We start from the raw sequence: 23,496 nt of genomic DNA on the forward strand, positions 1-23,496 counted from the left end.
CTTCCCTGAACGGAAGAACACCCGTAGGGTCGGCAGAAAGTAGTTAATGCATTAACCATCGGAGGCGATGGACATGGCCCACTACCGTCGGGTCGGCCACGTGCCGCCGAAGCGCCACACCCAGCATCGCCACAGCGGCCACGGGGACGGCGAGCAGCGGCTCTACTTCGAGGAACTGATGGGCGAGGAAGGGTTCTCGTCCGACTCGTCCCTCCTGTACCACCGGGAGATCCCGTCCGCGATCACCGAGTCCCGGACCTGGGACGTCCCGGACGTGTCGACCACCCCCAACCATCCGCTCAAGCCCCGCCACCTGAAGCTGCACGACCTGTTCCCCAAGGAGACCTGGGCGGAGACCGACGTCGTCACGGGCCGCCGGGTGATCCTCGGCAACAGCGACGTGCGCCTCTCCTACGTCGTGTCGTCCGCCGACTCGCCGCTCTACCGGAACGCGACCGGCGACGAGATCGTCTACATCGAGTCGGGCACGGCCACGGTCGAGACGGTCTTCGGCACGCTGTCCGCGCGGCAGGGCGACTACGTCGTCATCCCGACGTCCACCACGCACCGCTGGCTGCCGACCGGTGACGAACCCCTGCGCGCCTACGCGATCGAGGCGACCGGACACGTCGCGCCGCCCAAGCGCTACCTGTCCCGCTACGGCCAGTTCCTGGAGAACGCCCCGTATTGCGAGCGCGACCTGCACGGCCCGTCCGAGCCCCTCCTGTCGGACGAGACCGACGTCGAGGTGCTGGTCAAGCACCGCACGTCCCGCGGCATCGTCGGTACCCGCATGACCTACGCGCGGCACCCGTTCGACGTCGTCGGCTGGGACGGCTGCCTGTACCCGTTCACGTTCAGCATCCACGACTTCGAGCCGATCACGGGCCGCGTCCACCAGCCGCCGCCCGTCCACCAGGTGTTCGAGGGCCACAACTTCGTCGTGTGCAACTTCGTGCCGCGCAAGGTGGACTACCACCCGCTGTCGATCCCGGTGCCGTACTACCACTCGAACGTCGACTCCGACGAGATCATGTTCTACTGCGGCGGGAACTACGAGGCGCGCAAGGGCTCCGGCATCGGCCAGGGCTCGGTGTCGGTCCACCCCGGCGGCCTCGCGCACGGCCCGCAGCCCGGCGCCTACGAGCGCAGCATCGGCGTCGAGTTCTTCGACGAGCTGGCCGTGATGGTCGACACCTTCCACCCGCTCGAACTCGGCGAAGGCGGCCTGGCCTGCGAGGACTCCGCCTACGCGTGGACCTGGGCGAGGCGGTCGTGATCCCCGCGTTCGCCCGCGGCCTCTGCGACGACGCCGCCGTGTTCCCGCCGGGCCTCGCGCCGCTCGCCGACGCCGTCCCGGCCCACCGCGCGCACCGCGCCGCCCCGTACGCCGGCCTCGTCGGCCCCCTCGTCCTGCCGGCGACCGCGCTGGAGGAGCTCCCTCCGCTGCTCGGCGGGCGGCCCCTCGACGTGTCGATCACCGCGCCGAGCGGCCCGTGCCAGGCCGCCAAGGCCCTCACCGCCGCCGCCGACCTGCCGATCACGGTGCGCGGCCTGGAGGTCGCCGTCCCGTCCGGCATGCAGCCGGAGGAGTTCTTCCGCGTGCTCGGCCGCACCGACGTCCCCCTCTACGTCGAGCTCCCGCGCGACGACCGCCGCCCCGCGATGATCGCCGCCGTCGCAGCCCGGGGGCACCGCGCCAAGTTCCGCACCGGCGGCGTCAAGGCGCACCTCTACCCGAGCCCGGACGAGCTGGCCACCGGGATCAAGGCCGTCGTGGACGCCCGCGTGCCGTTCAAGGCGACCGCGGGGCTGCACCACCCCGTCCGCAACACCGACCCGGAGACCGGCTTCCACCAGCACGGCTTCCTGAACCTGCTGCTCGCGACGGACGCCGCCCTGCACGGCCGCCCGGTGCCCGAGCTGGCCGCGATCCTGTCCGACCGCGACGCCCGTTCCGTCGCGTCCCGGGTGGCGTCGCTGGGCGAGGGCCGGGCGGCGGCCGCCCGCGCCGTCTTCCTCTCCTTCGGGACGTGCAGCATCACCGACCCCCTGAACGAACTCGCGGACCTGGGCCTGCTCGCGTCCGCCCTCCAGGAGACCACCCGATGACCCGCATCGCGATCCCCGAAGGCTCCCTCTTCGGGCTCGCCAACCTCCCGTACGGCGTCTTCTCCCTCCCCGGGGAGACGCCCCGCGTCGGCGTACGCGTGGCCGACTACGTCATCGACCTGGCCATCGCGCTGGGCGATGACGTCTTCGCGGCACCGTCCCTCAACCCGTTCATGGCGCAGGGCCACGCGCGCTGGGTCGAGGCCCGCGAACTGATCCTCGACCTGGCCGCGGACGACGTCCCCGACGCGGCGGTGCATCCGCTGGACGCGGTCACCATGCACATGCCGTTCCAGGTCGCCGACTACGTCGACTTCTACGCGTCCGAGCACCACGCGTCGAACCTCGGCCGCCTGTTCCGCCCCGGTGCCGAGCCGCTGATGCCGAACTGGAAGCACCTCCCGGTCGGCTACCACGGCCGCGCCGGCACGGTCGTCCCGTCCGGGACGGACATCGTCCGCCCCACCGGCCAGCGCAAGGGCGAGGACGCCCCGACCTTCGGTGAGAGCCGCCGCCTGGACATCGAGGCGGAAGTCGGCTTCGTCGTGGGGACGGGCTCTCCCCTGGGCACGCCGGTCACCACCGAGGACTTCTCCGAGCGTGTGTTCGGCGTCGTCCTGGTCAACGACTGGTCGGCCCGTGACATCCAGGCGTGGGAGTACGTCCCCCTGGGGCCCTTCCTGGGGAAGAGCTTCGCGACGTCCATCTCCCATTGGGTCGTCCCCCTGCTCGCCTTGGAAGCGGCCCGGGTGGCGACCCCGCCCCAGGACCCGGAGCCCCTCCCGTACCTCCGGGAGAAGAACCCGTGGGGCCTGGACCTGGCCCTTGAGGTCTCGTGGAACGGCCAGGTGGTCTCCCGCCCGCCCTACCGCGAGATGTACTGGTCCCCGGCGCAGATGCTCGCGCACATGACGGTGAACGGCGCCTCGTCCCGTACGGGTGACCTGTTCGCGTCCGGCACCGTCTCGGGTGCGGCCAAGGACCAGCGCGGCGCGTTCATCGAACTGACTTGGGGCGGCAAGGAACCGATCGAGGTCAACGGCGCCGGCCGCACCTTCCTGGAGGACGGCGACGAGGTCTCCATAACCGCCACGGCCCCGGGCCCGTCCGGCACCCGCATCGGCTTCGGCGAGGTCAAGGGCAAGATCCTCCCCGCCCGCTGAGCAAGGCCACCGCCCCCGACCCCCGCGGGCGGTGGCCCGGCTCCTCCCCGGCGTTCGTCCTCGCGTCAGGTGGCGACCTTCGCCCACACCCACTTGCCGTGCGGCTTCGTGCCACTGACCCCGCAGCAGGATGAGAGGGCCTGGACGAGGGGCAGGCCCCACCCTCCGGTCCCGTCGTTGTGCTCTGCGTCCAGGGCCTGAGCGTCCGGTACGACGTCGTCCAGCGCGAGCTCCACGACCGGCCGCACCACGGGCATGGCATCGGACGAGTCCCACACGGCCGGCACGACGGCCGAAGCCTCCCGCGTGAACCGGACCCGGATCTCCCGATCTGCCGGTGCGTGCTGGACGGCATTGGCGACAAGCTCACCGGCGATCAGAAGAACATCGTCCGCGAGCTTTTCCAGCCCCATTCCACAAGCCGGAACTGCACCAGAGTCCGCACCAGCCCCGACACCGTCCCGGCCGCGAGACAAGAAATGTCCAACTCGCCCGCACCCGAGGCTTTCACTCCCATTCGCCCACCTCCCCTTCCCCCGCGTTTCCAGGACAAGGCCGGCCACCGCGAGTTACTTCCGGAAGGTTCCTGAAGCAGATCATCAATGGAGGAAGGCCGATGAGCCGCGCCGACGCATTGCGCCCCGACTTCTCCCTCTGGCATCTCATAGCGGTTGAGCCAGCCCACATATCCCTCGACCCTGCCGACATCCAAGAACAGGAGATACGGTATGACTCGATCGGTATGTCTGCACTGACCGTCGAGGCATCTCGCGCCTTCATCGCCAAGACACTGGACTCGATTTCATGATCACACGATGGCGCAAATCCGCATGGTCGGATGACTACGGCAACTGCGTTGAGTTGGCAGGGCTTTCCGACGCCATCGCCATCCGCGACAGCAAGGCACCTCGCGACCCGCACCTCACGCTCACCCGCCAGGCCTTCGCGGCCCTCATCGACCACATCAAACGCGGTGAGCTGTCGATCTAGACGCCTGTCCCCATTCCAGCGTTCTTACCCGTCCGCCTGGCGGGAGCGGGCCTCGCGCATTTCGGGCTCGTGGGCTACGGCCCAGTCGGCGAGCGCTGACAGCGGCTCAAGGAGTGTGCGGCCGAGCGGGGTCAGGCTGTATTCGACGCTGGGCGGCACGGTCGGGTGCACATCGCGCCGTACCAGCCCGTCGGCCTCCAGACCGCGCAAGGTTCGGGTCAGCATGCGTTGGCTGATGCCCTCGATGGCGCGGTGCAACTCGTTGTACCTGTGCGGACGGCCCCCGAGCATGACCACCAGCAGCATGCTCCACTTGTCGCCCAGCCGCCGGAAGACGTTCCCGACCGGGCACGCCGCCAACTCATCGGTCGGCACCGGGCGGGGCAGCTCGTGTGCGAGCACCGAAGGAACACCCGTGTACGTACCGGACATGAAACTGCCTTCTTTCGTCCTCCGACAAGGCGGCCCATGATCGGAGCCTCCCGCTTTCGACTCTAAGGAGTGACTCCATGCCGGACCAGCCGTCCAAGACCGTCATCATCAGCGGCGGTACCACCGGCATGGGCAGGGCCGTCGCCCTGGAACGGCTCGCCCGGGGCGACCGCGTCACCGTGATCGGCAGCAGTGAGGCCAGGGGACGCGCTCTGCTCGACCAGGCCGCGAACCCGAACCTGCGGTTCCTGCGGGCGGACCTGTCCTCGATCGCCGAGGTCGAACGGGTCGTCGCCCACCTTTCCGAGCGAAACCAGGCCATCGACGCGCTGGCGCTGTTCGCCAACCGGATAATGCCCGAACGAACCGAGACCCCGGACGGATTGGAGTACACCTTCGCCCTGTACTACCTGAGCCGCCATCTGCTCGGCCACCGGCTGCGCCCCATCCTGGACGCCGCCCCCGATCCCGTGATCATCAATGTGGCCGGCGTCGGCAACACCTCGGGACGGATCTTCTGGGACGACCCGCAGCTGACGCGTCGCTACGGCCAGGTGCGCGCCCAGCTCCAGGCCGGCCGGGCCAACGACCTGCTCGGCGTCGCGTTCGCCGGACGTGTCGAGAGCAGGGCGCGTTACGTCCTCTACCACCCCGGATTCACCCGCAGCGGAGCCGACGCCCACCCGAACCCGCTCGCCCGAAACACGATCAAACTGCTCGCGAGATTCTTCGCCCGTCCCGTCGCAGACGCGGTCCGGCCGATCGTCGAATGGATCGACCGGCCTCCCGGGGCCCCGCTTTCTGCGATCGACCGCGGCAAGCCCGTCGACTTGGCGTTGAAGACCCTGAATCCCGACGACGCCGCCCGCCTTGCCGCCTACACCGAAGACCTACTGCGCAGTCGCGGCCATTAGGGCGTGGTGCGCATCGCCAGGCGGGGGCCGGGTCCGGCGGCCGTCGTGCCGCCTTCAGCGGACGTGAGCACGTCCAGCCGCCGGCGCATCTCGCGGAGTTCGGCCTGCCTGGCGTCGAGGCACCTGGCCAGGGCGTCCAGCTCGGCCCGCAGGTCCGGGCACATCACGACGGACATGCCGTGATCGCCGGTGCGGACGCAGTCGAGATACCGCCGGATCATCGACGTGCTCATTCCGGCGGAGATCAGCGTCCTGATCTCGGCCGCGCGGACGACGTCCGAATCCGCGTAGTCCCGGTACCCGCTGCCGTCGCGCGCGGGGACCAGGAGACCGCGGTCCTCGTAGTGGCGCGGCTCCCGCGCGCTCATACCGGTCAGGGCGGCGAGTTCGCTGATCAGCACCGTCTGGTTCCTCCCTCGGCTTGACCTTCACACCTCGGCTTGACCTTCACACTGGTGTGACCCCCTACCGTCATGCGGCATGACGACCGCAACGACCCCCCGGCGCGCCTCGATCATCCACGGGTACGGCGCGACGCCCGACGATCACTGGTTCGGCTGGCTCGCCGGACGGCTGCGCGCGGACGGCGTCCCGACCACGATCCCGGCCCTTCCGGAGACGCTCGCTCCGGACCCCGCACGGTGGGAGGAGACCGTCCGCGACCAACTGGGCACACCGGACGAGGGTTCGATCGTCGTCGCGCACAGCCTGGGCTGCCTGGCCGTGCTGCGTGTGCTCCGCTCGCTTCCGGGCCAGTGGCGTCTCGGCGAACTCGTCCTGGTCTCGGGCTTCGTCGACCGGTTGCCCACGCTGCCGGATCTGGACGCCTTCATCGGGGACGGCTGCGACGTGACGGGTCTCGGCGACCGCATCGGGCGGCTCATGGTCCTCCGGTCGGACGCGGACCCGGTGGTGCCGACCGGTCACACCGACCGGCTCGCCCGGCTGCTCGGAGTGTCCCCGAAGGTCGTCCCAGGCGCCGGTCACTTCCTCGGGTCCGAAGGCATCACTTCGGTGCCCGAGGTGTGGGAAGCCATCGCGGCGTGAAGCCTTGCGGGAGGCGAGCGCCTTGGTCCGCCGCCTCCCGCCACCCGAATCAGCGGGGCGGTGCGAGGCGGGCGTAGCGGCGGAACGTGACCCCGGACGCGAAGGTGCGCTGCTCTTCCAGCCGCAGGCGCAGTTCCTCGGTGACGGGAAGGTACGGCTTGCCGCCCCCGACGATCGCGGGGAACGCGTACACCCAGAACTCGTCGATCAGGTGCACCATGGAGGCCGCCAGTTCGGGGCCGCCGAGTTGGATCGGGCCGTCGGACTCCCGCTTGAGGCGCGTCGCCACCGCCAGGGCGTCCTCGCGGCGGACGATCGTGACCCCGTCCGGGACGGTCCGGACGGTGTCGGAGAAGACGTACCGCGGCGTCTCCCTGTAGAGCCGGGCGAACTCCCGCTCGAGGGGCGGGGCGCCTTCACCTCCGAGGTCCTGCGTCCAGGGCTTCTCCATCGCCTCGTACAGCCGCCGGCCGAACAGGAACGCCGAGAAACGGCGGATATGGTCGCACGCCGCCTGGAGGAAATCGTCGTCCGGGCCCCCGAAGCCCATGCCGCCCTCGCGGTCCTCGATGTAGCCGTCCATCGAGGTGTTCATCCAGTAGATGACCTTGCCCATGGCGCTCCTCACGGTCGTTGGGGTCGTCCGGAAAGACGACCCGCCGGAGTTCCGGAACTCATCGCAGGAACGGCGGCCTACTTGCGCGATTCCCGCGCGGCGTTCCCCCAAGCGGGGGAAACGGACACTCCCGGAGAGGGAAGCGGCGGTGCCGCGCATCGAGCAGGCTGATCAACATGATCGCCACCGCGTCCGTCGACCTCGGCTCCGGTCTTACCGCTCCCTCCGCGGTCACCCCGGCGCCCCGCTGGGCGCGGCGCGCCGCACATGTGGCCGCCCTGCCGGCGTTGCCGTCGGGACTGTGGCGGATCGGCCTGGCGCTGGCAGCGGCTCCATCATCGAGAACAATTCCATCCCGCCGCTCAACATCGAGAACGCGCTGGAGACGCAGACCCGTCCGACCTATCACGAGATGAGCCACCAGGATCGGCGACGACCTCTTCACGAAGCTGACCCGCACGTGGCTGGCCGAGCACAAGTACGGCAACGGCACCACCGAGGAGTACGAGGCCCTCGCCGAACGGATCTCCGGCCAGGATCTCGGCGCATTCTTCACGACCTGGCTCCACAGCACGGGCAAACCGCCCGCCTGGTGGTAGCCGATCACGATGCGGGCCGGGCGGGCGGCAGCCCCCGCCCGCCCGGCTCCGCCCCGACCGCCCGGCTCCGCCCTGCGCGCCCTCAGGACCGGGGGACGCGCAGGTGCCTGCGCTCGGCCAGCTCCTCCTCACCGACCACGGTCAGGATCGGAGTCCCGGGAGGCGCGAACATGGTCACCACCAGCTGCGACTGCGCGTCCGGAAGGTTGTTGGCCCCCTGGATGTGGATCACGTCGCCGCCCGGCTCGAACACGGCTTCCCCGGCCTTGATCACCCGGGGTGCCTGCCCCTCCAGCTCGAAGAGGATCTCGCCCTGTGTCACGTAGCCGAACACCGGTCCGGGGTGCCGGTGCGGCGGCGCGCCGGGGTCGCCGGGCGGCAGCGTCACCCGGACCGTCCTGGCCTCGGCCCCGTCCACGATCTTGGCCGTAGCGTCCGGCAGGGTCGCGACCACCTCGACGCCCGGAGGCAGGTGAGAGCTCATGCGTTCCTCCTCAGAGTGACTGTCGACAGATAGAACAGATAGACAGGACGCCCCACCCGTTTGTGACAGCACCCGCCGCCGGTCACGGCTCCGGGAGGTGGATACTCCGCTTCAGCCTGTTGCCGTTCCGGTAGCTGAGCAGGCCCTCCCGCTGCATCCGCCCCACGACGATGCCCGGCGCAATCCCTACCTCCATGGCGAAGCGCCTGATGTCGTCCAGCTTCTTCAGGTCGGGAAGCCGCCGCGCCGCGTCCGGCGGGATCAACAGGTCTCGGGCGAAGGTGTCGGCCTCGGCCTCGCACGGGTCTGCTCCGCCGTCGTCCGCCTCGATCCACACCGCTCTCTTGCTGTGCTTCATCACATGGCACAGCTCATGGAAGAACGTGAACCAGAGCTGGTCGTCGGTTCTGTAGCGTCCGCTGAGCATGACCATCGCCTTCTGCGGCGACAACCACTTGGTCGCACCCGCCGCCCGCGTTCCGGGGATTTCCGGGACGACGACAAGGGCGATGCCATTACGGGCGCAGATGTCGACGGTGAGTTTGAAGAACACCTCGGGAGGCTGCACCGTGAGCTGCCGCAGGGCCCGCAGATCCTGATCGAGACGGTGCCTGTCGTACGGCTCGCAGGCGACGTCACGGGCCTGGAGCTCACCCAGCCTCAGCCAGGCGGCGACGGCACCCGGCTTGGCCGCGAACGCCTTGGTCTGACGGAAGCGGACCGCAGGATCGGCGTACAACTCCCTGTAGGACGCGAGGTGCGCGACGCCGAAGAAGCTAAGAACCTGCTCGACCCGGCTGGCGGGGTCCTTGGGGACCGGGGGCAGAACCCCTCGCTTGACCAGTTCACTCACCGGTATCTCGTCCCGGACCCACGCGATCAACTCGTCGAGGTCACTGCGTCCGCGCAGCCGCGTCCGGGTCGTCTGGTAGTCGGCCTCCAGCCTGTTCCACAGGCGCGCCGGCATGCCCGTCACCAGTTGCAGCCGCAGGGCTACAACCGGTGTCAGCGGCACGAGCCCCTGGATGAGCTGGTTGACGTGCTTCGGGGTGAGGCCGAGACGCGCGGACAGCTGTCGCTGAGACATTCCGAGGTCGTCGAGGAACTCCCGGATGGTCTCGCCCGGCGGTACCGCGTAGTCCGGCTCCGCGGGCTCATGGAGCTCCTGCTCCGGCACTGTGCTCACTCCCTTCGACGCGTCGGCCGGCTCAGCCGCCGTGGTAGTCGATGATCTCAACGACCAGCGCGGCGATCTCTTCCACGATCTCCGCTACCCGCCTCTCCTCGTCGGTCATCGGCCGGAAGACCATACGCCACCCGGCGTGCAGGCAGAAGGCGAAGCAGCCGCTGTAGTACGCGCCCTTGAGCGGGTGGCAACGCCCCGGCATGCGCATGAGGTCGTCGATGCTCTCGGCGGCCGCCAGCGCGCCGAGCCGCATCCCGATCTTTCTGGCGCCTTCGGCGCCGTACTTCTTGCGCAGGGCCCGGTCGGACGCACAGAGGTCGCGAAGATCAGGGTCTGCAAACCGCACCTCCAATCGCGTCCTCCTAAGAGTATGTACCCAGTAGGTAAACATTGACTCGGGCCTGGGGAGGACTCTGGCACAGAACATTCATGATCGTTGCTTGCGACCGGAACGAGACCGCCGTCTACAGCAGACAAATCCGAGCACACCCGCATAAAGCAAGCGCCCCGTGACCGAGAGCGGCCAGAGGGCGGACGAGCCGGCCACCACGCCGGCGCTCAGCACAGGGCGCTTGCAGGACGGCCGTCCGGGTCGGCCCGGGTGCGCACCGTGAGGGGCCGCCGCGAAACACATCACCAGGGTTTTCCGGCGAACGGTCGTGGATTCGGAGTGGGGGCCATGTGGCCAGGAGCCGGAAATGGCGGCCTGGATCGGCTGCCGGGGCCGGGGAGGCCGGTTCCGCGATCGGCAATTGCGGAGACACGGCGGCCGCGAGCCCGGCGGATCGGGCTCGCGGCCGTCGTGGCGAGAGTTTCGGGTCAGGCGCCGGCGCGTTCGCCGAAGAGCGCCTTCGCGAACCTGAACAGCATCAGGACCGGCAGAATGAAGGCGTAGAAGAACATGAAGTACTCGCCGCCGTCGAAGATGAACCCGAGGTAGACCCCATAGCCGACGAAGCCGACGCCGAAGGCCAGGTTGAGCAGCCTTTCGCCGCCGCTCTGGCCGCCCCCGACGGCCGCCATGAGGAGCATGGCGAGGCCGGACACCAGCAGAAAGACGACGTACCACGAGAATGCGGCGTCCGCGCCGAAGTCGATATTCATGATTTCCCTTTGAATGTGCGTGACAAAGCTGGATGATCATAGCGGCCACTGGTGCTGGGAATCCCCGTTGGCCGCATCAGGCCAATGGCTGCCGCAACCGGGGCCCGGAAGGACCGCACCGGCGGGCCATTGTCACGGGAATCTCACGCATGCTCTCGCTCAGTGAATGGCCGGGCCACTTTCGAAAAAGGGTTGTCGTCCCGTCATGGCGATCGGTGGCGGGCGGGCGCGGCGGCGGGCGAGGACGCCCTCCAGGGGCCCTGTCCAGGAACCATACTTCGGGGTATGGTCTCCGTACTATGGAGTATGGAACCGAGATCGTGCAGCGCGCCAGGGAGCTCGCGCCCGTCCTGGCGGAGCGCGCGGAGGCGGCCGAGGCGGCGCGGCGGCTGCCGGACGAGACCATCGCGGACCTCGCCGCGACCGGACTGTTCGAGATGCTCGTACCGAAGCGGTTCGGCGGCGCCGAGCTGGGGTTCGAGCCGATGGCGGCGGCCTGCCGGGAGATCGGGGCGGCGTGCGCCTCCACCGGATGGCTGTCGGTGATCTACACGCTGCACAACTGGATGGTCGGGCTGTTCCCCGAGCAGGCCCAGGCCGAGGTGTGGGCGGAGCGGCCGTACGGGCTGATCCCGTGCACCCTGTCGCCGTCCGGCACCGCGAAGCCCGTGGACGGCGGTCACACCGTCACCGGCCGCTGGGGATGGGGCAGCGGCGTCATGCACGCCGACCACGTGATGGTCATGGCGCTGGTCACGGTGGACGACACGATCGAGCCGCGGCTGTTCCTGATCCCGCGCGACGAGGTGATCGTCCACGACGTCTGGCACACCAGCGGGATGCGCGGCACGGGCAGCAACGACATCGAGGTGGCCGACGTGTTCGTGCCCGAGCACCGGTCGGTGCCGATGGTGGAGCTGACGGAGGGGCGGTCACCCGGCTCGCGCGTGAACTCCGCGCCGCTCTACCGGACGCCCCTGGTGCCGGTGTTCGCGCTGACCGGTGCGGCACCCGTGCTCGGCGCCGCCGAAGGGGTCCTCGCGCGGTTCACCGAGCGGATGTCGACGCGGGTGATGGCCTACAGCGGGCAGCGGCAGCGCGACCTGGTGAGCGGGCAGATCCGGTTCTCCGCGGCGACCGCTGACCTGGCGGCCGCCCGGCTCCTGCTGGACGGCGCGATAGGCGACGTGACCTCGGCCATCGCCGAGGGACGTCCCCTCGACATGACGGAGCGGGCGCGGGCCCGCCTGGTGGCGGCGCACGTGGCGGCGACCGCGCGGCGGGTCGTGAACGACCTGTGCTCCGCGGCGGGGGCGAGCGCGCAGTTCTCGTCCTCCCCGTTCCAGCGGGCGCAGCGCGATGTGAATACGATCTCCGGGCATGTGGTGTTCGATCCGGACGCGGCCTACACGCTCTACGGCAGGATCGGGCTGGGGCTCGACGCCGGCCCGGTCGTCCTCGTCTGACCGGGGGCGGGCGCGGGCATGACGGCGCGGACGGGGACGGCGCGGACGGGGACGGCGCGGACGAGGATGGCGCGGACGAGGATGGCGCGGCGGGACTGGATCGAGGCCGCCTACCAGGAACTGGCCAGGGCCGGCGAGCGCGGCGTGACGATCAACGCGCTCGCGGCCCGGCTCGGCGTCACCAAGGGAAGCTTCTACTGGCACTTCACCGACCGTCCCGAGCTGATGCGGGCGCTGCTCGACCGGTGGGCGCACGAGCGGACGGACGAGGTGCTCGGCCTGTCCCTCGGCAGCACCGGCGATCCGCGCGAGCGGCTGCGCCGCATCCAGGCGCTCGGCCGGGAGGTCGCGCCGATCGACCGCGCGATGCGGCTGTGGGCGCAGCACGAGCCCGCGGCGGAGGAGGCGGTGCGGCACGCCGACCGGGCCCTGCTCGGGCACATCGCCGCCTGCCTGGAGGACCTCGGCTTCGGCGCCGACGAGGCGCGCCTGCGGGCCCGGCTCATGCTGCGCTCGTGGGTCGGCGGCTACCTGATGCCCGGTGAGGACGGCTCCGACCTGTACGAACGCACGCTGGAGATCCTGCTCTCGCCCGGTGACTAGTCGGGGCTCCCCGGCTGGTCGCTCGCGCCCGTCCCCCGGCGCCTGATGCGTCCCTCCATGTCCTGTTCGGCGTCGCGGGTGCTCGGGCCCTCGTCCGCGTCGAGATGCCCGGGGGCGTCGCTCGCCCCGGTGCCGACCCTGTCGATGCGCCGCCTCATGTCCGCTTCGGCTTTCCTGCCGATCGCCTGCTCGTTCATAGGGCTTCCCCCGCTTCCGGACGAACCGGTCGTTCTGCTGTTGCTACCCCTCCGACCTGCGCTTACCCTCCGGCGGCGGCGGCCTTCGCAGGGTCAGCCGAGGCGCGGTCAGCCGAGGCGTGCGAGGAAGGCGAGCATCGCCTCGTTGACTTCGCGGGGCGCCTCCATCTGCACGAAGTGGCCCGCTCCCTCAACGGTGTGGACGTCGCGCAGGCCCGGCACCAGTTCCTCCATCTGCTTCAGGGCGTTGGACCCCATCATCTGCAGGACGGGGTCACGCTCCCCCACGAGGAACATCGTTGGGACGGTGACAGGCTCGTCCGGACGCATCTGCTTCTCCCTCCAGACGTGGTCGTAGGCCCGGTACCAGTTGAGGCCGCCGGTGAAGCCCGTCCGGCGGAACTCATCGACGTAGTAGGCGAACTCGTCCTTCGACAGCCACGGCCATGGCAGGGGCGGGGCTTCAGGCAGCACGTCCAGGTAGCCGTTGCCTTCGCTGGGGTGCTGCCAGATGTCGAGGTACCGGTATCCGCCGCTGAGCGCCCAGAACACGTTCGCCAGGAAGCGCTCTGGCTCGGCCCCCAGTTCCTCATCCGCGGGCCCCTGCTCCTGGAAGTAGTGCACGTGGACGAAGTGCTGCTGCGCCATCCGCGCGTAGAGCTCGGTGGGCGGACGACTGGAAACCGGCATGCGCGGCACGCTCAGCTGCATCAGCGCCTTGACCCGTCCGGGGGCCCATTGAGGCAGGTCCCAGACGAGAGCGGCCCCGAAGTCATGTCCGACGAAGACGGCGTCATCCATGCCCAGGGCGTCCAGGAGCCCGACCATGTCGGCGACAGTGCGGCACCGGTCGTACTGCTCCGGCGAGGCGGGACGTTCACTGCGCCCGTAGCCGCGCATGTCGACCGCGATGGCCCGGTACCCGGCCGCCGCCAGCACCGGCAACTGGTGGCGCCAGCTGTACCAGAGGCCGGGGAAGCCGTGGCACATCACGACCGGCCGCCCCCGCTCAGCCCCCATCTCGGCCACGTGAAGCGCGATGCCGCCGACGTCGAGCACGCGGTGCCGGACGTCCTCCTCGCCAAGGCTCATGCCGACGATCCTCCGTGCTCGTCTCGCCGCGGTCCGCCGCCCTCCCATTCACCGGGACACCGCTGGACGGGCCGCGGGCCGTCGGCGAAGGTCGAGCCACCATGCCGCAGCCACCGAGCCCCGACCTCGCCGCGCGCATCGCCCGGCTGGAGGCCGTCGAGGCCATCAAGGCCCTCAAGCACCGCTACCTGCGCGCCTGCGACGCCAAGGACCCCGCGGAGTTCCGCGCGTGCTTCATCGCGTCCGGCGCCTCGATCGACTACGGCCGGCTCGGCGCCTTCGACGACGCGGACGGCATCGCGCGGGTCTTCGAGCGGATCGCGCTCCAGAAGATCGACGGCCGGAACGCGATCCTGGACATGCACCACGCGATGCACCCGGACATCACGGTGCACGACGAGACGACCGCGTCGGGGCGCTGGACGCTGAAGTTCCGCCAGGTCAACCTGCTCGACAACACCGAGACCGTCTCGACCGGCGAGTACGACGACGAGTACGTCATCGAGGACGGCCGCTGGAAGATGTCCAAGTGCCACTTCCACCGGTACTGGTCGATCACGCGCCCGATCGGCCCGGAGTGCCGCGTCGACCAGTAGGCCGCTCCGATCAGTAGGCCGTCCCACTCAGTAGGCTGTCCCGATCAGCGGGCCGCTCCGGTTAGAGTTCCGCCCGATGGATACGACATTTCGGACCGCCGTCCCGGCCGACGTCCCCGCGCTCGTCGCGCTGGTCGAGAGCGCCTACCGCGGCGACGCCAGCCGCGCCGGATGGACGACCGAGGCCGACCTCCTCGGCGGGCAGCGCACCGACGCCGAAGCCGTCACCGGCGTCGTGACCGGCCCCGGCTCGATCATGCTCGTGGCCGAGACCGGCGGTGTCCTCGCCGCGTGCTGCCAGCTCGAGAACCGCGGCGGGCACGCCTACTTCGGCATGTTCGCCGTCGACCCGTCCCGCCAGGGCAGCGGTCTCGGCAAGCGCGTCCTCGCCGAGGCCGAACGCGTCGCGCGCGAGGAGTGGCACGCGGACGAGATGCACATGACGGTGATCACCGCCCGCGAGGAGCTGATCGCCTGGTACGTCCGCCGCGGCTACGCGCGGACCGGCGAGAAGAGCCCCTTCCCCTACGGCGACGAGCGCTTCGGCCTCCCCAAGCGCGACGACCTGGAATTCGAACTCCTGGTGAAGAAGCTCGTCTGAGCCCCCGGCGGGGCTATTCGCCCGCCGGAGCAGGCGGACGCTATCGCGGCGGCGCGGGGATCAGGCGGAAGGCGACGAAGGCCGGGAGCGCCTCCAGCTGGGCGTAGTCCTCCGGGTAGCGGTCGGCCATTTCCGGGACGGGATGCGGCTCCAGCAACTCCTCGATGAGGAAGCCCGCCGCGCGGAACCCGGCGCAGATCGACGTCAGCGGGCGGCGCCAGGCCCGGATGGGCCAGTCCTTCTCGTCGCTCAGGGATTCCTCGTATGGTTCCTCCGCGAAGTAGGAGCCACCGAGGCGCATCCACGTCATGGTCGGGTGCTCGGTGGACAGGACGAGAGCCCCGCTGGGCTTCAGGATGCGGCGCAGTTCCGACAGCAGCGCCACGCGGTCGTCGATGTAGTGCACGGCCAAGGCGAGGACGACGAGGTCGTACGCGTCGTCCTCGACCCAGGCCAGCGGCTCGGACAGGTCGTGCACGCGCAGGTCGGCCCGGCCCCCGGTACGTGCGCGGGCCATGTCGACGAAGGTGGGGCTCACATCGCAGCCGGTGACACGGGCCCCGCAGTCCAGCAGTTCGGCGGCGTACAGCCCGGGACCGCACGCCGCGTCGAAGACCGACAGCCCATCGACGTCACCGGCGAGCCCCAGCACGGCCGGACGGTCATAGAAGGCGTTGTAGGCACTGTCCTCGGCATGGGCCGCATACTCGCGGGCGAATCGCTCATACATGCCCCCGATCGTGCCAGAGAGATCAACTCTCACCGTCAGGATATTCCATTGGAAGGTGTCAACACTGCCGGACGGCTTCGCACCGCCGCGCCACGACCAGCGCCTCTCAGGCCGACCGGCCTTCCTCCTCGGGCGTGCGAGCGTTTCGTTACCCAAAGGAGATCACGCTTGGTGACCTCTTTCCGCGAGAGGCACGCGAACCAAGACGGCCTGCTGGCAGACTGAGCTTGGCGGTAAGCTACGGTGCAGGTTGCAACATGGCATACAGCTCAGTCGCACCGTTCAGATCATGAGACCAGAGTGGCAAAGGAGCGGCCGGTGCCAGCGGCAGACAGTCCTACGGTGCGCCAGCGGCGCCTGCGTGTCGAGCTCCGCAGGGCCAGGGACGAAGCCGCTTTCACCCAGGAACAGGTCGCCGAGAACCTCGACTGGTCCCTTTCGAAAGTGATTCGGATCGAGTCAGGCGCGGTCAACATATCGACCACGGACCTTAAGGCGATCCTCTCGTTGTACGGTATTGATAGCGACCGCATCGAGGAACTCGTCCAATTGGCCAAGGCCGCGCGCGAACGCACGTGGTGGAGCGGCTACAGGAGAGTGCTGCCGCCGCAGTACTACGATCTGATCGGCTACGAGTCCGCGGCGCACATCATTCGGCAGTACGAGAACCTCATCATGCCGGGGTTGCTGCAAACGCAGGAGTACGCCCAGGAGTACATCGCGAGCGACCTGCCACCCGACAAAGCCGCGGATCTGGACGCGCTCGTCGAAGTGCGGATGCGCCGGCAGGACATCCTGGACGGCGAGGGGGCACCGACCCTCTTCTTTGTCTTGGACGAATCCGTGGTGCGACGACAGATCGGGGGCGCCCGGGTGATGCGCGACCAGTTGCGCCACCTGGTCGAACTGGCCAATCGTCCGAACATCACCATCGAGGTGGTCCCGTTCAGTGCGGGCGCCAACCCGGGACGCTCCTTCACGATCCTGGAATTCTCATCGGCCGAAGACGACGACGTGCTGCACCTTGAAAGCCCGGGATTCATGCGGGTGACCCGGGACCTGCAAGATGCCGTGGTGACCTACCGGGAGCGTTTCGAGAGGCTACGAGAGGTATCCCTGCGACCGGAGGGAAGCGCAGTGCTCCTCACCCAATTGGCGGACAGCCTCTAGCTCCCGGTTACCGGTCGACCAAAAAGCGAAGGACCGCGCCGGGCGGCCGCGCGCGGGACCGCTGATCACTCATGGCCTCAAAGCAAAGTACGGTTTACACTTGCGCCTGACAGGTCAGGCAGGATCTCGTGTCCTGCCAGCCGACCGGCGGGACGGCGCTTCTGGGCGACGAAGCGGGAGCGTTCGGTGCTGCCCTGCGCCTTGCGGGTGCCCGGGCACTCCGCTTTCTCGTCAGCTTCGGCGTGCCCGGCAGTGGCCTGAGCCGCGCGTGGAAGGAGACCGGACTTGTCGCGCCCGATACCCGAAGACCTGAAATGGAGAACCAGCACCCGCACCGGCACGGGCGCGAACTGCGTCGAGGTGGGGTGGCACGGCGGCGTCTTCTACATACGCGATTCGAAGAATCGCTCGGGTCCGGTACTGACCGTTACGCATGACGACTGGAAAAGCTTCCTCGCCACCATTCGTAGCGCCGCCTGACAACGGCGGCCACCGCTCCAGCCGACGCTCAGGGCGCTTTCATCCCGTTCAGCGGGGCGATTCCCCGCCGCGCGCCACGGTCTCCGCACGGTCCGGGTCGTAAATGTACCCGACGTAGACCAGTCCCTTGATCGTTGTCCGGATCGGCTGGAAATGCCGCGGCGACAGTGCGCAGAAGCCGCTGCACACGACCTCACGGAAGACCTGATCCGAGACGATCAGGGCGACGTTCCGTGCCGGCCGGCAGTCGAGGTACCGCCGGAGCGGGCGGGCGTCGAGGAGCCGGCTCACGACCACCGGCGCGTCGCCGGCCGGCCCGAGCGCGGCCGGACGCCCCATGATCAGCGCTCCGTGGTGGAAGGAGAGCCGGACACGCAGTCTGGGACGGTCGGCGGCCCGCCGGTTCGTCTCCTCGAGCGCGCGCTCGAGAGCCGGGGCGAACACGCCGATGACCGTGACGATGTCCGCGTCCACCGGCAGGACCGCCAGTTCTCCGTCGCCGCTGACCTGCTGGAGCCACAGCCCCCGGTCGAGGCCGGCCGCCGCGGCTGCGGTCTCGATCGACTCCTGCAGATCCTGCTGTGCCTGCAACTGGAGACGGGGGGAGCGTGCACTGTATCCCTGTATGTCGATCGCGAGCAGGAGTCGGAAGAGCAGGCGCGCGGCGGAACTCGACTCGCCCGGCGGTGCTGGAATGATCGTCATGCATGCCCTCGCCCGATCGGCCGTACCTTGGTGCAGCTCCGGTTGGCTCCGGTTCAAGGATCGCACTTCGGCGGGCGTTTTGGCAGCCACCTGGATGACGGCAGAGGGCAGACTGACATATGTCAGTTCGCCATGCCTCGCAGAGCCAGCAGGCAAGCTGCCAGCACTACGCGAGGTCAGCGGTACAGGCCCCTGGTAGCGCCATCGGCGCTTGAAGACATCAGGCTTTCTGCTACATGGCAGATTGATATCTGCTGAAAGCTAGCTGTCCGGTTAGATTTCTATTATCGCGCTTCCGCTGCCGGGAATCGAGTGTCCCGCGGTGAAGGAGTCGAGTGTCCCGCAGGGAAGAGAGCAGGTTCGGGGAAGGGAGAAGGCGCGGAGGGATCGCGGACCCCGACCGACCCGCGAGACCTCCGCGCCTTCGCTTGTGGGGGCGCGTCAGTAGCCGCCGCCGCCGTCGCCTGCGGCACCTGCTGCCTTCTTGCCGGTGGGGGTGGTCGCCCACCACACACCGCCGACGCCCTGGCCGTTGGTGTCGCCCGGCTGCTCGTCCTTTTCGTAGTAGTACATGGGCCAGCCGTTGATGGTGAGCTGGCACTTGCCGTCGTCCTTGCGCTCGATGAAGCCGACGACCTTCTTGCTGACGCCTTCGAGCTTGAGCTTCTTCCAGCCCTTGAAGGTCGCCGGCGGCCACGCCTTCTTGCAGGCGCCGAAGCAGTTGGTGGTCGGCGGCTTGTTCGTGTCCTTGTCGTAGCGGTAGAGGGTTCGGCCGTCCCCGTCGGTGAGGATCAGGCCAAGTTTCGGGTCGTTCTTGGCCTTGACGACCGTCCAGCCCTTCCAGCGGTTGTCCGTCTTGACGGGAGTGGCCTTCTTGCCCGTCGGGGACGCGGCGTACCAGGTGCCGCCCACGCCCTGGCCCTTCACGTCGCCCGGGGCCTGGTCCTTGGCGAAGCGGTACAGCGGCCATCCGCCGAGGGTGACCTGCCATGTGCCGTCCGGACGCTTCACCTTGCCGACGAGTGCCTGCTCCACGCCGGTGGCCTTGATGTCGCCCTGCCCCGCCACGGCCGGGGGCCAGGCGCGCGCGCACGCGTCCGCACAGGTGGAGGCGGGCGGACGCGCGGTGTCGTTGTCGAACCGGTACAGCGTCATGCCGTTCCCGTCGGTGACGACCTTGCCGAGCTTCGCGACGGACGCGACTTCCAGCGCGGTCGGCGAGGCGGCGGGTGCGGGCGGGGCCGCGGGCGGCGCGACCTGCGCCTGCGCACCGGCGGCGGCGTTCTGCCCGCCGCTCGGCCGCTCCTGCCCGCAGGCGCTCACGACGAGTCCCGTCGCGGTCAGGGCGGCCGCTAGGGGGATCACCCAGCGTGGGAATCTCATGGCGTTGTCCTCCAGGTCGTCCGGGCCCGGCTCCGGTCCAGGCTCCGTCCCGCGATCCTGGGCGGGCCGCCGCGCCGCCCACCCGGATCGACGAGGAGTACGGTGTGCCGCGCGGAAGGGTTCAAGCCGGGAACCGCGGACCCATCGGACGGGTCAAAGCAGGACGAAGCGACTGGGAAGGCAGCGGTGACCGGAGACGAACCCGCGGGCGGCACGATCGACCTGAGCAAGCGGCCCGCCCCCGCACGGCCCGACGAGCGGCCGGGCCCCGCCTGGATCGTCGTTCCCGCGCGCGTCGTCGCACTGATCGTCGTGCTGCCGCTGCGGCTCGTCCACGACCTCTTCGTGCTGCTGGGCCGCGGCCTGCGCGGCACCGGCCGCGCGCTGTACCGGTGGCTGCTCGCCCCACTCGGCCGGCTGGCCGCCGCGATCGGGCGGGGCATCGCCGCCGTCTTCGACTTCCTCGTCGTGCGGCCGCTGCGGTGGCTCGCCGTCGTGGTGATCCTCGGGTTCCTGCGGTGGCTCGGGCGCGGGATCGAACTGCTCGCCCGGTGGGTCTACCGCGTGCTCCTCGCCCCGGTCGGCCGGTTCCTCGCGATGCTCGGGCGCGGGTTCGGCGAGCTGCTCGCGATGCTCGGCGGGTTCCTCGCCCTGCTCGGGCGCGGCCTCGGCCGGCTGCTGGAACTCGTCCTGCTGCGGCCGATCGTGTGGCTGGTCGGCGCGCTCATCGTCCTGCCCGCGGTGCTGCTGTGGCGGTACGTCCTGCGCCCGCCGCTGCTCGTCCTCGCCTGGATCGGCAAGGCCGTCTGGAGCGGCCTCACCTGGCTCGGACGCGGGACGCTCACCGTGCTCGGCGCCCTCGCGGCCGGGGTGGTCTGGGCCTGGCGAGCGCTCGGGCGGTTCCTCGCCTGGCTCTGGCACGTGCTGGTCGTCGTCCCGGCGCGGGCCCTGTGGCGGTACGTCCTGGCGCCGATCGTCGCCGGGGCGGCGGGCGCGTGGCGGCTCGCGGCGCGCGTGCTGCGCTGGCTCTGGCGCACGCTCGTCGTGATCCCGGTGCGGGTCCTGGTCGTCGTCCCGGTCCGCTGGGTGCGGGCGAACGTCCTGCGGCCGATCGGGCGCGGCGTCGCGGCGACGTTGCGGGTCACGGTGCGCGAGCCGGTCCGGTCCGTCCGCCGGACGATGGGGCAGGCGACCCGCGACGTCCGCCTCTCGCTCCGCCGCGCCTTCCGCGGGCACTGAGCGCGGGCCCGCCGGAGGCGGCTGAGATAATCGAGGGTGATGTATCGATTCCTGTTCTCACTGGTCATCACCCGCGTCCCGGCGGAGACCGCGCACCACCTGACACTGCGGGGGCTGCGCGCTATCCAGGCCGTGCCGGGGCTGGCGCCGCTGCTGCGGCGGCTGCTCGCCCCGCGCGACCCGGCGCTCGCCGTCCGCGCGCTCGGGCTGGAGTTCCCGAGCCCGCTCGGGCTCGCCGCCGGGTTCGACAAGGACGCCGTCGCCTACGAGGCGCTCGGCGCGTTCGGGTTCGGCCACGTCGAGATCGGGACGGTGACCGGGAGCCCGCAGCCCGGCAACCCCGCCCCGCGGCTGTTCCGGCTGCCGCCGGACCGGGCGGTCATCAACCGGATGGGCTTCAACAACGCCGGTTCGGAGGCCGCCGCGCGGCGGCTGCGCGACCGCCGCCCCGGGACGGTCGTCGGCGTCAACATCGGCAAGACGAAGGTCGTGCCGGAGGCGTCGGCAGCCGCCGACTACGTCGCGAGCACCGAGCGGCTCGCCCCCTACGCCGACTACCTCGTCGTCAACGTCAGCTCCCCCAACACCCCCGGCCTGCGGAACCTCCAGGCCGTCGAGCACCTCCGCCCGCTGCTGGCGGCCGTGCGGGAGGCCGCCGACCGGGCGTCCGCGCGCCGCGTCCCGCTACTGGTCAAGATCGCGCCCGATCTGGCGGACGACGACGTCGACGCGGTCGCCGACCTCGCGCTGAACCTCGGCCTGGACGGCATCATCGCGACCAACACCACGATCGGCCGGGACGCCCTGCTCAGCCCGCCCGCCCTGGTCAAGGAGACCGGCGGGCTGTCCGGCGCGCCGCTGAAAGAGCGCTCCCTGGACGTCCTGCGCCGCCTGCGGGCCCGCACCGGCGGGCGGCTGACGCTCGTCTCCGTCGGCGGCGTCGAGTCGGCCGACGACGTGTGGGAGCGCGTCCGCGCGGGCGCGACCCTCGTCCAGGGCTACACCGGCATGATCTACGGCGGCCCGTTCTGGGCGCACCGCGTCAACCGCGAGCTGTCCCGCCGCCTCCGCGCCAGCACCTTCCGGACGCTGGACGAAGCCCGCCGCTGACCGTCCCCGCCGACCGTCCCCACTGACCGTCCCCGCCGACCGTCCCGGGCTTTGCCGCGGACCGCACGCATCGGCGGGGCGCCTGCGGGCACCGTGCCGGTATGGCCGGCGAGTTGATCACCAGCGGGACGCTGCTCATCCGGATCGTGCCGGCGCTGCTCCTCGGCGTCCCCGCCGTCGTCATCAGGGCGGGCGGGTTCGACCTGCCGGCGGTCGCGGCCATGGTCGTGTCCGGCGCCGGGGTGCTGGCGGCAGCGATCCTGCTCATGTGGGCGGCGGAGACGGCACGCGCCGACATGTCCGGGGCACTCGCGCTGGCGCTGCTCGCCCTCATCGCCGTACTGCCCGAATACGCGGTCGACCTCTACTACGCCTACGCCGCCGGTACCCGTCCGCAGTACACCGCCTACGCCGCCGCCAACATGACGGGCGCGAACCGACTGCTCGTCGGTGTGGGCTGGGCGCTGGTGGTGCTGGCGTTCACGCTCGGCGTCCGCCGCGCCGCCAGGCGCCGCGCCCCCGATCCGGGCCGCCGCGCCGCTTCCGGGGCCGGCCGCCGCGCCGCTTCCGGGGCCGGCCGCCGCGACGTCACGCTGACCGGGCGCCACCGCGTCGAGCTGGGCTTCCTCGCGCTCGCCGGCGTCCTCGGGTTCGTCCCGGCGCTGTCCGGCGAGATCGGCTGGTACCTCGCGATCGTGCTGATCGCCGTCTACGCCCTGTACATCGCCCGCGTCGCGCGCGACCGCGGCCAGGACGTCGAGGAGCTCGCGGGCGTCCCCGCCCGGCTGGCCGCGCTGCCCGCCCGGTACCGGCGCCTCGCGACCTGGACCGGCTTCGCGCTCGGCGCGGGCTTCGTGTTCGCGTCGGCGAAGCCGTTCGCCGACGCGCTCGTGGAGGCGGGCGCCTCGCTCGGCATCGACGAGTTCCTCCTGGTGCAGTGGCTCGCGCCGCTGGCGTCGGAGGCCCCGGAACTGCTCGTCGCGGTCATGTTCGCATGGCGGCTGCGGGACGCCGACGCGATCGGGACGCTGCTGTCGAGCAAGGTCAACCAGTGGACGCTGCTGATCGGCACCCTGCCGCTCGCCTACCGGGCGGGCGGCGGCGCATGGTCGCTGCCGCTGGACTCCCGGCAGACCGAGGAGGTGCTGCTGACCGCCGCGCAGACCGTCCTCGGCCTCGCACTCCTCATCGACCTGGTCTTCAAGCGGTGGGAGGCCGCCGCGCTGTTCGTGCTGTTCGCGGTGCAGTTCGCCCTGCCGGAGGAGACCGCACGGCTGGCCCTGTCGGGCGTCTACCTGGCGGTGGGCTTCTCCGTGCTCATCTCCCGGCACCGCGACCTGGGCACGGCGATGGCGGCGGTCGTCCGGCCTAGATGAACAGGCCTAGTACTACATGCCTAGATCTCGGTAAGCGATTGAGCGATTCCTGTACGTGATCACCTTGGGTGGTGCGACGCTGTCTGCATGCCTGAGGCTCG

General features: G+C 70.2%; 29 protein-coding genes. 16 read left to right on the forward strand and 13 right to left on the reverse strand.

What is annotated here, in order from left to right; genetic code table 11:
• Positions 1–73: 73 nt before the first annotated feature.
• From CHF16_RS36820 to fahA, 3 genes are read left to right on the forward strand one after another with little or no spacing between them, the layout of a single operon-like run.
• Positions 74–1,279: a homogentisate 1,2-dioxygenase gene (locus tag CHF16_RS36820; protein ID WP_089330847.1), complete on the forward strand. Its 1,206-nt coding sequence runs from the start codon at positions 74–76 to the stop codon at positions 1,277–1,279.
• On the forward strand, positions 1,255–2,112 hold the full coding sequence (locus CHF16_RS36825) for a hypothetical protein (protein WP_218827017.1): 858 nt from the start codon (positions 1,255–1,257) through the stop codon (positions 2,110–2,112). Before CHF16_RS36820 ends, CHF16_RS36825 begins: the two co-directional genes overlap by 25 nt.
• Positions 2,109–3,275 (forward strand): fumarylacetoacetase, encoded by a 1,167-nt coding sequence (gene fahA, locus CHF16_RS36830; RefSeq protein ID WP_089330820.1) that lies wholly within the window; start codon positions 2,109–2,111, stop codon positions 3,273–3,275. Before CHF16_RS36825 ends, fahA begins: the two co-directional genes overlap by 4 nt.
• Positions 3,276–3,340: 65 nt before the next feature.
• Here the strand turns inward: fahA and CHF16_RS36835 are convergent, their stop codons facing one another.
• Positions 3,341–3,688, reverse strand: a complete 348-nt coding sequence (locus tag CHF16_RS36835) for an ATP-binding protein (protein ID WP_089330821.1) — start codon at positions 3,686–3,688, stop codon at positions 3,341–3,343.
• Positions 3,689–3,891: 203 nt separating this feature from the next.
• On the opposite strand from CHF16_RS36835, the gene CHF16_RS36840 reads away from it, so the two are divergent.
• Together CHF16_RS36840 and CHF16_RS36845 are read left to right on the forward strand one after the other, a co-directional pair.
• Positions 3,892–4,083 carry a hypothetical protein gene (locus CHF16_RS36840; protein WP_089330822.1) on the forward strand — a complete coding sequence of 64 codons (192 nt, stop codon included), beginning with the start codon at positions 3,892–3,894 and terminating at the stop codon, positions 4,081–4,083.
• A complete protein-coding gene (locus CHF16_RS36845) occupies positions 4,080–4,265 on the forward strand; it encodes a DUF397 domain-containing protein (RefSeq protein WP_089330823.1) in 186 nt (61 codons plus the stop codon). Before CHF16_RS36840 ends, CHF16_RS36845 begins: the two co-directional genes overlap by 4 nt.
• Before the next feature lie 24 nt (positions 4,266–4,289).
• On the opposite strand, the gene CHF16_RS36850 is transcribed toward CHF16_RS36845, so the two are convergent.
• Positions 4,290–4,697: a winged helix-turn-helix transcriptional regulator gene (locus CHF16_RS36850; protein WP_089330824.1), complete on the reverse strand. Its 408-nt coding sequence runs from the start codon at positions 4,695–4,697 to the stop codon at positions 4,290–4,292.
• Between the two features lie 77 nt (positions 4,698–4,774).
• On the opposite strand from CHF16_RS36850, the gene CHF16_RS36855 reads away from it, so the two are divergent.
• A complete protein-coding gene (locus CHF16_RS36855; protein ID WP_089330825.1) occupies positions 4,775–5,611 on the forward strand; it encodes an SDR family NAD(P)-dependent oxidoreductase in 837 nt (278 codons plus the stop codon).
• On the opposite strand, the gene CHF16_RS36860 is transcribed toward CHF16_RS36855, so the two are convergent.
• Entirely contained in the window at positions 5,608–6,012 is a 405-nt protein-coding gene (locus tag CHF16_RS36860) for a MerR family transcriptional regulator (protein ID WP_089330826.1), read from the reverse strand. The two genes, CHF16_RS36855 and CHF16_RS36860, sit on opposite strands and share 4 nt — an antisense overlap.
• Positions 6,013–6,091: 79 nt before the next feature.
• Here CHF16_RS36860 and CHF16_RS36865 point away from each other — a divergent pair, with 79 nt between their 5' ends.
• Complete coding sequence (locus CHF16_RS36865; protein WP_089330827.1) at positions 6,092–6,658, forward strand: RBBP9/YdeN family alpha/beta hydrolase; 567 nt, start codon at positions 6,092–6,094, stop codon at positions 6,656–6,658.
• A gap of 49 nt (positions 6,659–6,707) precedes the next feature.
• On the opposite strand, the gene CHF16_RS36870 is transcribed toward CHF16_RS36865, so the two are convergent.
• The 5 genes from CHF16_RS36870 to CHF16_RS36895 form a co-directional block, all read right to left on the reverse strand.
• Positions 6,708–7,274, reverse strand: a complete 567-nt coding sequence (locus tag CHF16_RS36870; protein ID WP_179271882.1) for a dihydrofolate reductase family protein — start codon at positions 7,272–7,274, stop codon at positions 6,708–6,710.
• 681 nt (positions 7,275–7,955) lie between these two features.
• A complete protein-coding gene (locus tag CHF16_RS36880; RefSeq protein WP_089330830.1) occupies positions 7,956–8,357 on the reverse strand; it encodes a cupin domain-containing protein in 402 nt (133 codons plus the stop codon).
• Positions 8,358–8,439: 82 nt separating this feature from the next.
• Complete coding sequence (locus CHF16_RS36885) at positions 8,440–9,534, reverse strand: ImmA/IrrE family metallo-endopeptidase (RefSeq protein ID WP_089330831.1); 1,095 nt, start codon at positions 9,532–9,534, stop codon at positions 8,440–8,442.
• A gap of 31 nt (positions 9,535–9,565) precedes the next feature.
• Positions 9,566–9,895, reverse strand: a complete 330-nt coding sequence (locus CHF16_RS36890) for a type II toxin-antitoxin system RelE/ParE family toxin (protein ID WP_089330832.1) — start codon at positions 9,893–9,895, stop codon at positions 9,566–9,568.
• A 467-nt stretch (positions 9,896–10,362) separates the two neighbouring features.
• Positions 10,363–10,647, reverse strand: coding sequence for a hypothetical protein (locus tag CHF16_RS36895; RefSeq protein WP_089330833.1), 285 nt, complete (start codon positions 10,645–10,647; stop codon positions 10,363–10,365).
• A 299-nt stretch (positions 10,648–10,946) separates the two neighbouring features.
• On the opposite strand from CHF16_RS36895, the gene CHF16_RS36900 reads away from it, so the two are divergent.
• Positions 10,947–12,113, forward strand: coding sequence for an acyl-CoA dehydrogenase family protein (locus tag CHF16_RS36900; RefSeq protein ID WP_179271883.1), 1,167 nt, complete (start codon positions 10,947–10,949; stop codon positions 12,111–12,113).
• A gap of 18 nt (positions 12,114–12,131) precedes the next feature.
• Positions 12,132–12,716 (forward strand): TetR/AcrR family transcriptional regulator, encoded by a 585-nt coding sequence (locus CHF16_RS36905; protein ID WP_089330835.1) that lies wholly within the window; start codon positions 12,132–12,134, stop codon positions 12,714–12,716.
• Here the strand turns inward: CHF16_RS36905 and CHF16_RS36910 are convergent.
• Together CHF16_RS36910 and CHF16_RS36915 are read right to left on the reverse strand one after the other, a co-directional pair.
• Positions 12,713–12,913, reverse strand: coding sequence for a hypothetical protein (locus CHF16_RS36910; RefSeq protein ID WP_089330836.1), 201 nt, complete (start codon positions 12,911–12,913; stop codon positions 12,713–12,715). The two genes, CHF16_RS36905 and CHF16_RS36910, sit on opposite strands and share 4 nt — an antisense overlap.
• 108 nt (positions 12,914–13,021) lie before the next feature.
• The gene (locus CHF16_RS36915) at positions 13,022–14,005 is read right to left on the reverse strand and encodes an alpha/beta fold hydrolase (protein ID WP_089330837.1); all 984 of its coding nucleotides are present in this window, start codon (positions 14,003–14,005) and stop codon (positions 13,022–13,024) included.
• A 101-nt stretch (positions 14,006–14,106) separates the two neighbouring features.
• On the opposite strand from CHF16_RS36915, the gene CHF16_RS36920 reads away from it, so the two are divergent.
• Both CHF16_RS36920 and CHF16_RS36925 read left to right on the forward strand, forming a co-directional pair.
• On the forward strand, positions 14,107–14,601 hold the full coding sequence (locus CHF16_RS36920; RefSeq protein ID WP_089330838.1) for a nuclear transport factor 2 family protein: 495 nt from the start codon (positions 14,107–14,109) through the stop codon (positions 14,599–14,601).
• A gap of 76 nt (positions 14,602–14,677) precedes the next feature.
• Complete coding sequence (locus CHF16_RS36925; RefSeq protein WP_089330839.1) at positions 14,678–15,202, forward strand: GNAT family N-acetyltransferase; 525 nt, start codon at positions 14,678–14,680, stop codon at positions 15,200–15,202.
• 40 nt (positions 15,203–15,242) lie between these two features.
• Here CHF16_RS36925 and CHF16_RS36930 read toward each other — a convergent pair whose 3' ends face one another.
• Positions 15,243–15,932: a class I SAM-dependent methyltransferase gene (locus CHF16_RS36930; RefSeq protein ID WP_089330840.1), complete on the reverse strand. Its 690-nt coding sequence runs from the start codon at positions 15,930–15,932 to the stop codon at positions 15,243–15,245.
• Between the two features lie 318 nt (positions 15,933–16,250).
• Between CHF16_RS36930 and CHF16_RS36935 the strand changes: the two genes are divergently transcribed.
• Together CHF16_RS36935 and CHF16_RS36940 are read left to right on the forward strand one after the other, a co-directional pair.
• Positions 16,251–17,102 (forward strand): helix-turn-helix domain-containing protein, encoded by an 852-nt coding sequence (locus tag CHF16_RS36935; RefSeq protein ID WP_179271884.1) that lies wholly within the window; start codon positions 16,251–16,253, stop codon positions 17,100–17,102.
• Between the two features lie 285 nt (positions 17,103–17,387).
• Entirely contained in the window at positions 17,388–17,582 is a 195-nt protein-coding gene (locus CHF16_RS36940; protein ID WP_218827018.1) for a DUF397 domain-containing protein, read from the forward strand.
• A gap of 48 nt (positions 17,583–17,630) precedes the next feature.
• Here the strand turns inward: CHF16_RS36940 and CHF16_RS36945 are convergent, their stop codons facing one another.
• Positions 17,631–18,287, reverse strand: coding sequence for a hypothetical protein (locus CHF16_RS36945; protein WP_089330842.1), 657 nt, complete (start codon positions 18,285–18,287; stop codon positions 17,631–17,633).
• A 441-nt stretch (positions 18,288–18,728) separates the two neighbouring features.
• Positions 18,729–19,670 carry a hypothetical protein gene (locus tag CHF16_RS36950; RefSeq protein WP_089330843.1) on the reverse strand — a complete coding sequence of 314 codons (942 nt, stop codon included), beginning with the start codon at positions 19,668–19,670 and terminating at the stop codon, positions 18,729–18,731.
• Between the two features lie 186 nt (positions 19,671–19,856).
• Between CHF16_RS36950 and CHF16_RS36955 the strand changes: the two genes are divergently transcribed.
• From CHF16_RS36955 to CHF16_RS36965, 3 genes are all read left to right on the forward strand, one after another.
• A complete protein-coding gene (locus CHF16_RS36955) occupies positions 19,857–20,909 on the forward strand; it encodes a hypothetical protein (protein WP_089330844.1) in 1,053 nt (350 codons plus the stop codon).
• 39 nt (positions 20,910–20,948) lie between these two features.
• Positions 20,949–22,019 carry a quinone-dependent dihydroorotate dehydrogenase gene (locus CHF16_RS36960; RefSeq protein WP_089330845.1) on the forward strand — a complete coding sequence of 357 codons (1,071 nt, stop codon included), beginning with the start codon at positions 20,949–20,951 and terminating at the stop codon, positions 22,017–22,019.
• Between the two features lie 101 nt (positions 22,020–22,120).
• Positions 22,121–23,395 carry a sodium:proton exchanger gene (locus CHF16_RS36965; RefSeq protein ID WP_089330846.1) on the forward strand — a complete coding sequence of 425 codons (1,275 nt, stop codon included), beginning with the start codon at positions 22,121–22,123 and terminating at the stop codon, positions 23,393–23,395.
• Positions 23,396–23,496 lie beyond the last annotated feature (101 nt).

Origin of the sequence: Actinomadura meyerae (assembly GCF_900188445.1) — a bacterium.
Lineage (GTDB): Bacteria > Actinomycetota > Actinomycetes > Streptosporangiales > Streptosporangiaceae > Spirillospora > Spirillospora meyerae.